The organism is Nitrospiria bacterium (assembly GCA_036397255.1).
GTDB lineage: Bacteria > Nitrospirota > Nitrospiria > DASWJH01 > DASWJH01 > DASWJH01.
In genome coordinates, this window is record DASWJH010000109.1 from 1 (window position 1) to 12881 (window position 12881).

The following is a 12881-nucleotide window of genomic DNA, read 5'->3' on the forward strand; positions in this document are numbered from 1 at the left end:
AGGACGAGCTAATGGCCAATGTACGTGGCTATCTCCGAAAACGCCAACGTCAGCCTCATATCGTCAGAAACTATTTTGAGGAACAACACGTTCGATATGCAGCAATATGAAATGCAACTTATTTATCGCTCCCCGTAGTAATACTTTACACTATCGATTTTTTCCTCCTCTACATGGGGAATCGCGGTCCAATGGAACCATTTGTAATTCCCGTCCTTACAAAGGAAGCGGTTTTCAAAGGATGCCAGTTGTCTTCCGGTTGAAATATTTTGAGACTGGACCATGGTGGCCGCCTGATCTTCAGGGTGAACGAATTCAATATAAGGCTTCGATAAGAGATCCTTTTTGGACCAACCCAGGGTTTTCTCCCAAGATCTGCTCAGATCAGAAAAATAACCGTTAAAACCGGCAACACAAATTAAATCCAAAGAAATTTCAAAAACCGGTGCCGGTCTTGTTCCGCCTCTTTCCGGTTTTTTATTTCCCATTGCAAAGCCTCGTTCAATTTTTGTAGGTCTTCATTTTTATATTTTAAAAGAGATTCCTCTTCCCAAAGCCTTTTATTCGCCTGATTTAACTGAACATTGCTGAGCTCATTTTCAACAATACAGGCCAAATCTTTTAAAGAATCACGGTCTTCTTTTTTAAAGGTTCGGGGACGGTGGTCGATAATACACAAAGTCCCCATTTTGTATCCTCCTAGCCCCCCTAGAGGTTGCCCCGCATAGAATCGAATATTAGGCCCATGGATCACCAAGGGGTTATCTGCAAAACGGCTATCCTGGGTCGCATCAGTGATGACCAACATGTCATCTTTTAAAATCGCATGACCGCACATTGAAATGGCCCGGGACGTCTCCATTACCGAGAGGCCTTCACAGGACTTAAACCATTGGCGGTTGGCGTCAATGAGGCTTACCAAAGAAATGGGAACATCAAAAAGCCGTGTGGCCAAGCGGGTCACACGATCAAAGCGGTCTTCAAAAGGAGTATCCAGAATTTGGAGGCTCCGGAGGGCACCCAGTCTCTCATCCTCATTGGGAGAAAGGGAAGGTTCCAGCATATGCTAATCCTTTTCGAAGATTTAATTTTTTTTTCTAAAGAGTGGAGATTTTTTTTAATCCTGGTATTTTTTAAAGAGCCCAGTTGAATGAGTGCGAATAGGAACACTCAACTTTTAAAAAAAACGGGAGGTTTTAGCCCATTACAGGAACAACCAAAAACAGGAGCAATCCGGGTAAGAATAAACCATCTCGTTCAAAAGGCTTGAATGATCGAGAACTTTGAGGGTGTAAGGTTAAAAAGACGCGAGGGATCCACCTCCAACCAAATGGTTTCCCCCCTCTTTATTCCCCAACTCTTTCTCATTTTAAAAAAATAAAACCAAATTTTCAATAGAGATTATTATCATAGAAATAAAGGAACACAAATGTCAATTTAGGTCTAAAATAAATAATCTAGGCATAATAGGCCTGGGTTATTTTAGGCGATTAGGTTTTGTATTAAAAAAACCATGTTTATAAAAATTATGCCTGGTCGATACATTCCGGCAAATCATTTTTGGGGGAGTTTATTAATTTGGAAACCGGGTAAAACTCCATTTTCTCGGGTGTGGGAAAAGGAGTAAGAGATGCCAATACTTGGGAGGGTTCTAATTCAGGATCCAGCCAACTCTCTTCAATCTTTGGATCCAGGATCACAGGCATCCGTTCATGAATGGTTTTGATCGAAGCGATGGCTTCGGTGGTAATAATTGTAAAAGAATGGGTTTCAATCCCCTCAGCATTTTTCCAGGTATCCCACAATCCTGCAAAAGCAAAGGGCTCCCGGGATTTCAAAAAAACTCTCATGGGGGTTTTGGTTTTTCCGTTGGACTCCTTTTTCCATTCATAAAAACCATCGGAAATCACCAAACATCTTTTTTTTCGAATCAGACGCTTAAAACTGGGTTTCTCCTGTAGGGTTTCCAAACGGGCGTTAATCATTTTTTGGCCGATGGAGGGGTCCTTAGCCCAGGATGGGATCAAACCCCAACGGAACATCTTTAAAGAATGCTCTTCAAGATTCACAATCACCGGGGCATCCTGACTGGGGGCGATGTTATAACGCGGGGAAAGTTTAAAAGGGGGTGGTTTAACCTTAAATCTTTCTATTAGTTTTGAAACATCCAAGGTTTGGGAATAACGGCCACACATTTTAAATTTATCTCCATAGGCATCAGGTGTGTTTTAAAACCGATTGTATGAATTACAACATTTCAGTGTCAACAATAGATCCTATGTCTGGTTTTTATTGTTCAATCCTTGAAAAACTATAATCCAGAGCCCGTTATTTTTCCACTAACCGGATTCCCGATAAAAGCATTCGGGAATGACAACAAAAAAGTTATACCTACCTCTTCTAATGTATGGTCTCCGAAAAAAATCGTAAAATAAAAAGAAGGCGGAAAAAATAAAAGAAAAACCTAGGCCCAAACCAAAACCTACCCGGCCTTCTGCCCAACAAAATAGAGAAATTATTGAAAAAAGCGGACTTTTGGCTTCTCTCATTGAGGAAGAAAAGGCAGGGACATTAAGCGCCCTTACCGAAAACAAACGGTTAAACCGTGCATTAGCCGGTGTGGAAATGATATCTACCCCATCCCGAAATAGAGAGTGTGCTAATGTTAGTTGAAAATTGAGAAGTGGCTCCAGAAGTAATAAGGTGGTTTTTTTCCCCAAAACACAACCCCAATCACAAGAAAGGAGCCACTCGATGAAGAGGATTACACAGAAAAAAATATATGGCAAGCAGAAAAATGAAGAGGTAATTCGTCAGCTCATGGAGGGAGAATTGGACACAGGGTGGAATTGATCCAGAAGCTGATACCGTTAGGTTTGCTGCATGTGCAGGAGCAATTACAGAGGGAGGTAGAGGAACTGGCGGGGGTCCGGTACAGTCGTGGTGGTGGGCCGAAGCGGTATGTACGATGGGGTAGCCAAGGGGGTTATGTGTATTTGGGAGGCCAACGTGTAGGGATGAAGAGCCCAAGGGTTCAGGACCGGGCGGATGGGAGCATCCAGTTTCCCGAGAGCTATCAGGAATTTCAGCAGCCCCGAGAGCGGGATGAAGTCCTGTTATCCCGGTTGTTGGGGGGATTGGCGGGTCGTCGTTATGAGGAGAGTTCGAAGCTGGTACCGGAAGTATTGGGACTGAGTCCCTCCTCGGTGAGTCGGAGGTTTACGGCTGCATCCTCCCGGAAATTGAAGCAATTTTGTAGCCGATCTTTAAGGGATGAGGATCTGGTGGCGATCTTTATCGATGGGAAGACGTTTGGCGATGATCAGATGGTTGTGGCGTTAGGGGTGGACCTCAAGGGAAGAAAGATTCCGCTAGGATTTGTACAGACGGCAACAGAGAATACCCGGGCGTGCAAGGAATTTCTCAAGGGGTTGGTCGCACGCGGGTTAAACACCGAGCAAGGACTTTTGTTTATCATTGATGGGGCGAAGGGATTGTCCAAGGCCGTTTTAGAAGTCTTTGGGGGCCAGGGGCTGATCCAACGATGCCAATGGCACAAACGGGAAAATGTGGTGAGCTATTTGCCCAAAGGCAAACAGGCCGGTTTCCGCCGGAAATTGCAGCAGGCGCCTATGAGAAGCCCATCTATGAGCAAGCCCAGGCAGCGTTGGGACACATTGCCAAGGAACTGAAACTGATCAATGAGTCTGCGGTATCCAGTTTGAATGAAGGGCTTGAGGAGACCTTAACCCTCCACCGCCTGGGGTTGTTCGCTCAATTGGGGATCAGTTTCAAAACGACTAATTGCATCGAATCGTTGAATTCCCAGGTGGCTCGACTCACGCGCCGAGTGAGTCGGTGGACAAACAGTCACCAGAAACATTGCTGGATGGCCACGGCCCTTTTGGATATTGAGCCCAGACTCAGGAAGATCAAGGGATTCCGTTATCTTCCTCTGCTCAGACTGGCCATTCAAAAAGAATTGGAACTTGGAGAACAGACCAAAAAGAAGGGAGTAGCTGCTTAATCATGCAATGGGCCACTTCCAATTTCAACTAAAAATGGGCTTGACTCCCAAAATAAAACGTCTCCCAGTGTTAAAAAATCCATTTCTCCCAGAAGTGATCTTGCCGATCAGAAGATCTCTCGCTTAGGAACCCTTCAAAAAGAAGATCGAGTCAAATTAGAAAAAGAAGATAACATTTCATTAGCCAGCTTGGGTGGAAACCGTTCAAGTGGGCTTTCAATCCTTCAGGAGAAGAATTTGGGAAAGGGGGTTGGCATTCGCTTAAAGGGGGGAAGGTCTTCCGCTTCAAGCCTATCCATCGACTATGATGCCATTGCTAGGGTCGTTGAAAAATATAAGAGCAGTTTAATTTATCTCTACAACAAAGAATTACGTTCTAATCCGACTCTTAAAGGAGCCATCACGGTGGAATTTTCTATTGACTCTAAAGGAAGGGTGGTTGAAGCCAATGTGGTGACCAGCTCCATGGACTATTCCCCTTTAGAAACGGCCTTGGCCAAACGGATCAAAATGTGGAAATTTCCCCAGCTGTATGATGGAATCATTGTGGTCACCTATCCTTTTGTCTTTTTCCCCGTTTAGGAATATAAAAAAGAAAAAAGGCCACACCCCCATGGTAATATCCAAATCGAAACCTATTTTTTTCCAATGTGTTTAACTCCTTTTCGGATCCGGTCTACCGCAGTGAAATTTCCTCTCGGGTAATCTTAGAAAGGATAACGACCATTTCATCCCCACCCCAACGAAACACAAGGTCGGTTCCCCAAGTCGAATCTCGAATACTCCGAGAGAAACTCTTTAAAATATCATCCCCGATGTGGTGCCCCTTGGAATCATTGATGGATTTGAAATTGTCTAGATCGCAGAGTAAAATGCCAAAAATGTTCCTTATTTCGTTTTGCCCTTAAAATTTCCTCTTCCAGGCGAACCCTGAAATGCCGGCGGTTAAAAAGGTTGGTCAGGGAATTCCGAATGGATTGGTCAGCCAAAGATTCTTCTGCGCGCTTTCGTTCAATGGCAACGGCAATTACCATTTTTTTTAACTTTTTAAATTTAATCCTGAAATATGAAAGGGTCAGGTTTGTAAGTCATCCGGTGAGTCTAGGCTTTGGCTTTGGCTTAGGCATATTCAAAATTTCCAAGTAATTGACAAAATTGGTTTATCCGATATTCTTAGGGTTGGAGAGTATTAGAGTATTAATGGTTTATGAGATGAGAAATTTTCATTCCAGGGAAATAATGAAATGAAAAAAAGTGCTTTGGATAATGAAACCCAACAACAAAAATTAAAAAAAATTGAGACCCACGAGTTGCAACTTTGGGCTTTGGCCTTTACCCTCATCATTGTCCTGGGAGGCCTTATAGTTTTCACATATTTTTTCCTTTTGGATGAGGCCATCAGAGATTTTGGTTTAACTCAATCCACAGCGAAAACAGCCTTGATCGGGCTAAGCGGCCTTATAATGGTTTTTTGCCTTTACGTTATTCAAACCCGTTTAACTCTAAGGGAAATGCAAAAAATTATTCAACAACAAGCAACGCATGATCGTTTAACTCAATTATATAATCGACACTTTTTTAACAATCGCATTAAGGAAGAAATTTCCCGCGCTAATCGGGATAATCGCCAATTGGCGATTCTGCTTTGTGATTTCGACCATTTTAAAAGAATTAATGATATGAAAGGGAATCATATTGGGGATGAGGTATTGATAGCCGCTGCAGGAAACATCCAGGAATCTATTAGAGGAACGGATTTAATTTTCCGTTGGGGAGGAGATGAAATTGTTGTTGTTTTATGGAATTCCACACGGGATGGAAGTTTGATTGCCGCACAACGGATTAGAGGGGGCATTCAGAAGTTGGGTGAAAAAACCAATCTCCCACTAATTATTAGTGTAGGAATTGCCTTGTATCCACAGCATGGAAAGGATTCGGATACCTTAATGGCCCTTGCTGACCGAGCATTATTTCTCGCAAAAAGGGGAGAGAGAAAAATCCATATTGGCGAAGAAGAATACCCTTTGGATGAGCAGACCATAAAGCTCGTTTACCAACCCATTTTTGATATGGAATCTAAAAAAACTTTGGGTTACGAAGCTTTAGGTCGAGATCCTCAAGGAAAACTTGGAATTTTAGAACTATTCAAAAAATATCAATCGATCGGGAAACTGATTGACCTAAAGTGCATTTGCTTCAGATCAACCATAAAACATGCCGAGCAAATTGGATTAAAAAGAGTTTTTATAAATGTGGATTTTAATCTGCTCAAAACCCTTAATCATGTAAAGAAACCGGCGGGTATTGACGTTATCTTGGAAATTTCAGAATTGGAGGCATTAGATGATATTTCTAACTGCTTAGACATTGCAAATCTCTGGAGAAAAGAAGGGTACCGGTTCGCCATTGATGATTTTGGGGCGGGTTTTATCTCTTTACCATTTTTAGTCCGTTTAACTCCAGAATTTATAAAGTTGGACCGATCTACCGTTCTGCATGCAGTTAAAATGATTTATTTTAGAGAATTTTTAAAAAAATTGTTGCCGGCCTTAAAAATGAATACCACCGAAGGAATAATAGCCGAAGGAATTGAAACTGAAGAAGAATTAAAAGTGGTTCAAGATTTAGGAATTAATTTTATTCAAGGGTTTTTATTGGGTAGACCCCAAGAATTGAAAAACAAGGAAGAAGGGGTAACCCTTGAATATAGGAAGTAACTTTAAAAACCTCGGGAGTTTTCTTGAAACCCTTAGGAATAATTAAAGGAAGGTAAACCGTAATTTTTTTTATTATTTCCTTGGTAAAAAAGAAACCAGGGTGATTCCTTCCAAAAGGGAAATTGAATTAAACATGGGAAAACCTATCTAGAATATATGCTTAAAAAGTTACCTTTAATATTTTTACAATCGCTTTTTTCCAAATAGAAGGGTTTTTTAAATTTGCGGGAATGTAAATAACAAATTTTTAATGTTCGTATTTTTTTACCGAGGTTATTCCCTTCATGGGTTACAACACCCAAAGGGTACATTAGTTGGGGGAAATTTTCTCCAACACATGGAATCCCCTTTTTTTGGTAAACATTTGAAATATACTTTTGTTTTTTGAATTTAGAGTTTAGTTTTGGAATTGTCTCTTAAATGTTCTGAACAGAAAAATTGTTTGTCTTCCAAAAGGATTTCTCATGGAAAATTTAAATAGTGAATCTATGAAAAAAAAAGTAAAAGTTCGTATTAATGTCGCTGGGAAACGATATGTAGGTTTTGTAAATGTTTTCCACCCAATAACACGTGTATCCGATGTTCTTAACAATGAAGAAAAGTTTATAACTTTATTTGAAGTGGATGCCATTGACCCCCTTTTAGAGAAGGCTCATTTGGTTATCAATAAAAAACAAATTGTTTTTGTTCAGGCGCTTGAGGAATTTTCACGAAATTATAAGGGAATTCATGAGGGAAGGTTTGTGGGAGTAAAAATCCGCACCATCGATTTGTTGATTGAGGGAAATGTTTTCCAACCGCGGGATTTGATAAATCAAACTTTTTCTGCTTTGTTAAGCTCTCAACATTATTTTCTCAATGTCAAGGATGTTGTAATTCCAGAAAAAAATGAAAAGTATGCTTTTTTGGCCATTGGCTCAAGTCAAATTTGTTCGTTGGAATATAATCTAGATATAAATATGAAAAAACAGGAAAGGAATTTGAGAAAAAATCATTCTGGTCATAAATAGTACTTCTCAAGACCATATAAAACGTTGGCTTTCCAAAAAATAACTTCCCTTCCGTAACGGATATCAGGATACGCCTCCATCATTTGCTCAAATTGCGTGATGCCAGGCAAAATTTTTCGTTGGAGATACACTGCCCGAGCAATATCCATTTGGGCTCTGATCAATCTCATTCTTCAACTTAATATAAAGAAAGCAATAAATACACCACCTAAAGATTTAACCACAATCGGGTGAATGGATCCGCGAAATACACGTTTCACGTTTTGAAATTCCAATCCAGGCAAAATTTAAACGGGGAAAACGTCAAAAAATTAATGGAAGCGTAAAAAAAATGCACTGGAGTGGGTCAGAAATTCTTATCCCACTGGGAGGAAAAGCATTCAAATAAATAGGTTGGTATTGAGGTTGAAAATTTTAAAACCGGAAGGGAATAGCGCTTAAGAGGAAATGGGAATGCCCCTTCTCTTAAGCCTCTCAACAAGGGTGGTCCGATTCATATGAAGAAGTTGGGCAGCACGATTTTTCACACCATTGGACTTAATGAGAGCTTGCTGAAGGATCTTTTTTTCAAACTCCAAAATCATTTCTGATAAATTAATGCCTTCTTCAGGAGTGGTAAAATTAGAAAGAAACCAGGGGTTGTGAGATTTGGTAAACGTACCAGGAAGATCCGAAGGGGTAATAACTCCCTCCTGTTTCAGAGTAATCAACCGTTCCATGAGATTTTCTAATTCACGGATATTTCTCGGCCACGAATAAGCCATTAAAAGATCTTGGGCATCTGGAGAGATACCTTGAATATCTCTTCCTTTTTTTTCACTAAATTTTTTAAAAAAATGGTTCACCAATAATGGAATATCCTTTTTCCTATCCCGCAAAGGTGGAATTTCCACAGGGATAACATTTAACCGGCAAAAAAGATCCTTACGTAACCTGCCTTCTAGTACCCTTTGTTCTAGGTCTTGATTGGTAGCGGATATAAAATGTTTCTGGTATCATCAATATAACCCAAAGGAAAACGATCATCACCCGAAAAAAAGCAACTCACGCTGGCAATGTCCCGCTTGTCGCCAATAACCCTTTACATTTTTCCACACTGATACCTTTTAATCGATATTAAAAATGATCATCCATTCCCTTATTGGGGCCTCTTTTTTTGGCTTGCATTTAAATCTCCATGGCCTAATTGGACCGGAATGCCTGCTTAACAAAACGAAAAGGGTTTCGGTTTTTAAAGGTAACACTCCTATTGGGTTTGTCAAACTTCCCCTTATTTAAAGGGCAAAATTTTCATTAAAGTTTCTCCATTGGGAGATAAACTCCCAACGGAATAATAAAGAGAGGTCGTGCCTTTTTGAATTTGCAAAAAATAAAGCTGCAATGGCCAGGCCTTCTTGGCCTTGCTTTTTTTTTTAAGTAATGTCATATAAAGCAAACCAAAAAGGGTGGAAAAAGAGGAGTTCCTAATGAGTAAAAAGAAACCCAATTCCCGGAAAGATCCGCGTCCCAGCTTAATGGCACCAGCGAACTTAGTCTTGACTGAGGAAGATTCGTTTTTAGAGGCCTACACGGTGAATGTCAGTTATTCCGGAATAGGCTTATATATTCAAAGGCCTTTATCCACTAATACAAAGGTCCAAACCAATATTTCATTTATTGACCCGGCGGGGGAGGAGGTGATTGAGGAAATAATAGGGTCTGTCATTTGGTGTAGGCCGGTAAGGCGTTGGTTTGGGGTGGGAATCAAAAATAAAAACCTTGAATCCAAGAAACATCCTATTCTCCTCTCCTACCTGGAGCAAAACTAAACCAAATAGGTCCCAAATGGATGTGGGGACCCCTGTCACAAAAAGATGGGAAAACAAGCGGGTTAATTTTTTATTCAATTTTCAAAGGAAAATCTTTTCGAGATAGTCCAAAGCCTGACCATAAATTTCTGGAACCTTTGATTCACGGGGACCTGCCACATTCAAAATGTTTAGGGAGTATTTTTTAAACCAATCATAAACAGCAGGCCAAAAAGGGGGGCTCAAAAGATCAATGATCAAACAGGGTTTTCCCAATCGCTGAGCCACCTCAATGGTAAAAGCGGTTCCTTGGGTGGGCTTTCCCCAAGTTAAAATCAGGGTGCCATCCGAATCCCGGACATTCCATTCGGTCCGCTCCTTGTAATCTGGTGAGGGGGTCTCTTGCAGAGGATAACGCGGTGGGATCATTCCGTCCTCCGCTTTTCTCCCCTGTGGGCACCAGCCGCCACAGGGTATTCCGTTCTCTAAGGCGAAATCCAAAGCCGCCCGATCCACGCCGGTTTGTCCCCCAGAGATCACCTTTTGAATCATTAGTTTATTTCTTTGGGATTTAAAAATAGATTAGGTTTTGTTAAGGACCTGGAACTTCCGTCTTGAAAAGTGCATTAGTTTTAGTTTGAGGCAGACCTTTGGTTTTGACAGGCCCCGGGAGTCATATAAAGGAGGTAATTTCCCATTCCATATTGCAATTGAGGATCATGAAGGGGGTGGTGATATACCATTGTCATCTCATAATCATCTTGTGTGTTTACGGAAAACCCAATAGGATCTTTATAAACCTGATGAGGGGGAAACCCAAGTAACGTTCCATCGGGAGAAACATCGGGAACGGTTCGTAATAACGTCTGACGGGTAGTCTTATTTTCAAGAGAAATGAGAAGAAGGTCATCATGTCCATGGGGATACGCAAATTTAATACACCCATCCTTTAAAAATTTAGTGGGTGCCGACAAAACCTGCACCCCCGGGTTAATTTTTATTCCTTCATCCGTTTCATTTTCCCCTCGGTCACGAAACTTACTATAGCAAACCACATTTACCCCCACCTGATAAACATCCATCGGTTGAACCTTCGCTCCTTCAGGCGCCATTTGCATTTCGAAACTCGCCATGACATCCTGAGTAGGTGGCGCCTTATGGTAAAATGCCACAATCGCCATTAGCTTTTTTTCTTTCTCAAGCTTAACCCCAAAACCAGATGGAAAAGAGGTTTCCCCCATTTCCATTCCAGCCCCGGCAAAGAAAAGAGGTTCACCCGGACAAGACACACTGGGCTCATCAACACTGATGAGCAGAATATGATGCAAAAACTCCCGTGGAAGAGGGGTCCCATCCTTTTGGAAAATAGAGGTTTTATATCCCACCAAATACATGTCCCTGGGAAGCTGAAAAATATGTTTGGGCATACTGGCAGCAAGGTCCCCATCATGTCCGGTGGGTAAATCAATGGGCCCAAAGGTGACCGTTACCAAGTCTCCCTGGGTGGTAACCTTGGTTTTGGCTTTCTTATTTAAAGTCGGAACGGAATTGTCATGTTGGGCTGCCCCGAAGGCATGGCCGTTCCAGGCAAAGATAAAGATTGCGATTAAGAATAAATTTTTCATTGGTCCTCCTGACCATGGTTTCCCTGAATTAATCTCGTGGATGGATGGGAAACGGTTTCCTCACAACACCCCTCTGAGGTGGCTGATTTGAAATGGGTACGAGACCAAATAAAACTGCCACCCCACTCCTTGGGGGGAATATTGTATTGGATCCCCACACGGGTGTACCACCAGACCCCTTCAGCCTCAACCCCGTCCTCTGATAATAAAATCTCGAAACCCCCTTCTCGATCATTCCCGGTTTGATGCCAAGTTCCTTTCCATAAACGATCGGAAAAACCGGTAGTCATAATCCGACCATTTTGCCAAGTGTAGCTACCATTTCCATTGCGATCCAAAGTGGCGAGGTAAGTCCGCTCCTCTTCCTGAATTTCCCATTGGCCACTTAAATCCACCTCTTCAAATGTTGAATCACCCTTCTCATCTAAAGGGCCCGAAAGGGAACCACCCGTAATGGCTCCTTCCATAGTATCCTGGGAATTTTCCCCGTTTTTCCCTATTGAACAAGAAACTAGAAACAGAAAAAAAATACCCCAAATAAGGAAGGTTACGGGGTAGGTTCTTTCAACAGTTTTTCCCTTAAAAAGGGAGAATAGGACCATAAGGAAACGGAATAAAAATATCGATGGCAGGAAAACTACCCTGAGGTTGAGAGTTCTTAAAAAACAACACCAAGTTCATAATACCAGCCTTTTAGGGGAAGGTCAATAAAATCCCCAATGGGGAAGAGATCAGAAGGCTTCACCTTTAAAATTTTTCTAATATATTTCCGCTGTTAACGGTGGATCAGAAAAATTCTAAATAAAGAGGAAGATGATCGGAAACAGCAACGGGTAAAGTCCGAAATGATTTTACATTCACCTCACCGGAAACAAAAACATAATCCGCATAGGGATCTTTTTTTTGGTAATAATCATTTCTTGTAGACCTTATCCCATATTCCTTGATTAAATTTCTCATACCGTCTTCTAAGATCTTGATGCTTTGGGTCTCCGGAAGCAAATTAAAATCCCCGCAAAGAATTTTCTTGGAACCCTGAACGCTTTTTAAAAACGATTTGATTTTTTTGGATTGGTCAATCCTGGATGGCGTATCCCCCTTTCCATCCCCGGTCCAAAGTCCATGGAAATGGCAAACGGTGTATGCTTCTCCCCCTTTTTTAAATTGAATGAACTGTAAATTCCTTCCTAGCGTTTTTCCATCATTTTCCACCATGGAATCTCTTGAACGGAAAACAAAAACATCTCCTTGGTGGTCTATCTTAATCCCATTTTTTACAAAAAAAGCCACCCCTTCGGCATTATCCTGGGCAGGGGCAAAAAACACCTGAAACCCAGCTAAGGAGTCAATCAGGTGAGAAAGAATATCCACCCTCGTTCCTCGAGGGGCTTTTTTTAATCCCTCCTCGGAAGCAAGGCGATGATCCCAAACCTCCTGAAGGCAGAAAATGTCAATCCTACTTTTTTGGGAGTGGAAGAAATCCATCAAAGGGGAAAATAGGATACCTCCCCAGATGTTAAGATTAATTAAATTCATTGAAATAAAGATTTTCCTTTAACCTAAAGAAATAAACCGGAAACCGTTTTGAGCAATATTTTTAAAATCATACCATACATGCCTTCCCCAAAAAAAATAACAAATGTTAATCGTTGTGCTGGCCCAAAAACATATTTTAGGATGATTTCCAAAAATGATTAAAAAATAATAAAGGTTAT

Annotated in this window: 16 protein-coding genes; 6 read left to right on the forward strand and 10 right to left on the reverse strand. The window is 41.3% G+C overall.

Annotation, left to right across the window (positions count from 1 at the left end; translation table 11 throughout):
• Window positions 1-122: 122 nt before the first annotated feature.
• The 3 genes from VGB26_14820 to VGB26_14830 all read right to left on the reverse strand — a co-directional run bounded on the left by VGB26_14820 (window position 123) and on the right by VGB26_14830 (window position 2195).
• Window positions 123-428, reverse strand: a complete 306-nt coding sequence (locus tag VGB26_14820; protein ID HEX9759046.1) for a PAS domain-containing protein — start codon at window positions 426-428, stop codon at window positions 123-125.
• Window positions 419-1063, reverse strand: a complete 645-nt coding sequence (locus VGB26_14825) for a GAF domain-containing protein (GenBank protein ID HEX9759047.1) — start codon at window positions 1061-1063, stop codon at window positions 419-421. Before VGB26_14825 ends, VGB26_14820 begins: the two co-directional genes overlap by 10 nt.
• Before the next feature lie 463 nt (window positions 1064-1526).
• Window positions 1527-2195: an SOS response-associated peptidase gene (locus tag VGB26_14830; GenBank protein ID HEX9759048.1), complete on the reverse strand. Its 669-nt coding sequence runs from the start codon at window positions 2193-2195 to the stop codon at window positions 1527-1529.
• 648 nt (window positions 2196-2843) lie between these two features.
• Between VGB26_14830 and VGB26_14835 the strand changes: the two genes are divergently transcribed.
• From VGB26_14835 to VGB26_14845, 3 genes are all read left to right on the forward strand, one after another.
• A complete protein-coding gene (locus VGB26_14835) occupies window positions 2844-3692 on the forward strand; it encodes a transposase (GenBank protein HEX9759049.1) in 849 nt (282 codons plus the stop codon).
• Window positions 3668-4027, forward strand: coding sequence for a hypothetical protein (locus tag VGB26_14840; GenBank protein HEX9759050.1), 360 nt, complete (start codon window positions 3668-3670; stop codon window positions 4025-4027). Before VGB26_14835 ends, VGB26_14840 begins: the two co-directional genes overlap by 25 nt.
• A gap of 237 nt (window positions 4028-4264) precedes the next feature.
• Window positions 4265-4609 (forward strand): AgmX/PglI C-terminal domain-containing protein, encoded by a 345-nt coding sequence (locus VGB26_14845; GenBank protein ID HEX9759051.1) that lies wholly within the window; start codon window positions 4265-4267, stop codon window positions 4607-4609.
• A gap of 251 nt (window positions 4610-4860) precedes the next feature.
• Here VGB26_14845 and VGB26_14850 read toward each other — a convergent pair whose 3' ends face one another.
• A complete protein-coding gene (locus VGB26_14850) occupies window positions 4861-5061 on the reverse strand; it encodes a GGDEF domain-containing protein (protein HEX9759052.1) in 201 nt (66 codons plus the stop codon).
• Window positions 5062-5271: 210 nt separating this feature from the next.
• Here VGB26_14850 and VGB26_14855 point away from each other — a divergent pair, with 210 nt between their 5' ends.
• Complete coding sequence (locus VGB26_14855; GenBank protein HEX9759053.1) at window positions 5272-6744, forward strand: diguanylate cyclase; 1473 nt, start codon at window positions 5272-5274, stop codon at window positions 6742-6744.
• A gap of 464 nt (window positions 6745-7208) precedes the next feature.
• Window positions 7209-7754, forward strand: coding sequence for a hypothetical protein (locus VGB26_14860; GenBank protein HEX9759054.1), 546 nt, complete (start codon window positions 7209-7211; stop codon window positions 7752-7754).
• Here the strand turns inward: VGB26_14860 and VGB26_14865 are convergent.
• Window positions 7745-7924 (reverse strand): hypothetical protein, encoded by a 180-nt coding sequence (locus VGB26_14865; GenBank protein HEX9759055.1) that lies wholly within the window; start codon window positions 7922-7924, stop codon window positions 7745-7747. The two genes, VGB26_14860 and VGB26_14865, sit on opposite strands and share 10 nt — an antisense overlap.
• 267 nt (window positions 7925-8191) lie before the next feature.
• Window positions 8192-8599 (reverse strand): helix-turn-helix domain-containing protein, encoded by a 408-nt coding sequence (locus VGB26_14870; GenBank protein ID HEX9759056.1) that lies wholly within the window; start codon window positions 8597-8599, stop codon window positions 8192-8194.
• A gap of 621 nt (window positions 8600-9220) precedes the next feature.
• On the opposite strand from VGB26_14870, the gene VGB26_14875 reads away from it, so the two are divergent.
• The gene (locus VGB26_14875) at window positions 9221-9562 is read left to right on the forward strand and encodes a PilZ domain-containing protein (protein ID HEX9759057.1); all 342 of its coding nucleotides are present in this window, start codon (window positions 9221-9223) and stop codon (window positions 9560-9562) included.
• Window positions 9563-9643: 81 nt separating this feature from the next.
• Here the strand turns inward: VGB26_14875 and VGB26_14880 are convergent, their stop codons facing one another.
• From VGB26_14880 to VGB26_14895, 4 genes are all read right to left on the reverse strand, one after another.
• Window positions 9644-10093 (reverse strand): putative molybdenum carrier protein, encoded by a 450-nt coding sequence (locus VGB26_14880; protein ID HEX9759058.1) that lies wholly within the window; start codon window positions 10091-10093, stop codon window positions 9644-9646.
• An 80-nt stretch (window positions 10094-10173) separates the two neighbouring features.
• Window positions 10174-11166, reverse strand: coding sequence for a hypothetical protein (locus VGB26_14885; GenBank protein ID HEX9759059.1), 993 nt, complete (start codon window positions 11164-11166; stop codon window positions 10174-10176).
• Window positions 11163-11633 (reverse strand): hypothetical protein, encoded by a 471-nt coding sequence (locus VGB26_14890; GenBank protein ID HEX9759060.1) that lies wholly within the window; start codon window positions 11631-11633, stop codon window positions 11163-11165. Before VGB26_14890 ends, VGB26_14885 begins: the two co-directional genes overlap by 4 nt.
• Window positions 11634-11952: 319 nt before the next feature.
• The gene (locus tag VGB26_14895) at window positions 11953-12702 is read right to left on the reverse strand and encodes an endonuclease/exonuclease/phosphatase family protein (protein ID HEX9759061.1); all 750 of its coding nucleotides are present in this window, start codon (window positions 12700-12702) and stop codon (window positions 11953-11955) included.
• Between the last annotated feature and the right edge of the window lie 179 nt (window positions 12703-12881).

Coding starts and splice junctions, on each gene's coding strand:
- VGB26_14855 (HEX9759053.1), top strand. CDS start 5,272: ATGAAAAAAAGTGCTTTGGATAATGAAACCCAACAACAAAAATTAAAA.
- VGB26_14895 (HEX9759061.1), bottom strand. CDS start 12,702: ATGAATTTAATTAATCTTAACATCTGGGGAGGTATCCTATTTTCCCCT.
- VGB26_14865 (HEX9759055.1), bottom strand. CDS start 7,924: ATGAGATTGATCAGAGCCCAAATGGATATTGCTCGGGCAGTGTATCTC.
- VGB26_14875 (HEX9759057.1), top strand. CDS start 9,221: ATGAGTAAAAAGAAACCCAATTCCCGGAAAGATCCGCGTCCCAGCTTA.
- VGB26_14880 (HEX9759058.1), bottom strand. CDS start 10,093: ATGATTCAAAAGGTGATCTCTGGGGGACAAACCGGCGTGGATCGGGCG.
- VGB26_14860 (HEX9759054.1), top strand. CDS start 7,209: ATGGAAAATTTAAATAGTGAATCTATGAAAAAAAAAGTAAAAGTTCGT.
- VGB26_14850 (HEX9759052.1), bottom strand. CDS start 5,061: ATGGTAATTGCCGTTGCCATTGAACGAAAGCGCGCAGAAGAATCTTTG.
- VGB26_14885 (HEX9759059.1), bottom strand. CDS start 11,166: ATGAAAAATTTATTCTTAATCGCAATCTTTATCTTTGCCTGGAACGGC.
- VGB26_14825 (HEX9759047.1), bottom strand. CDS start 1,063: ATGCTGGAACCTTCCCTTTCTCCCAATGAGGATGAGAGACTGGGTGCC.
- VGB26_14830 (HEX9759048.1), bottom strand. CDS start 2,195: ATGTGTGGCCGTTATTCCCAAACCTTGGATGTTTCAAAACTAATAGAA.
- VGB26_14890 (HEX9759060.1), bottom strand. CDS start 11,633: ATGGAAGGAGCCATTACGGGTGGTTCCCTTTCGGGCCCTTTAGATGAG.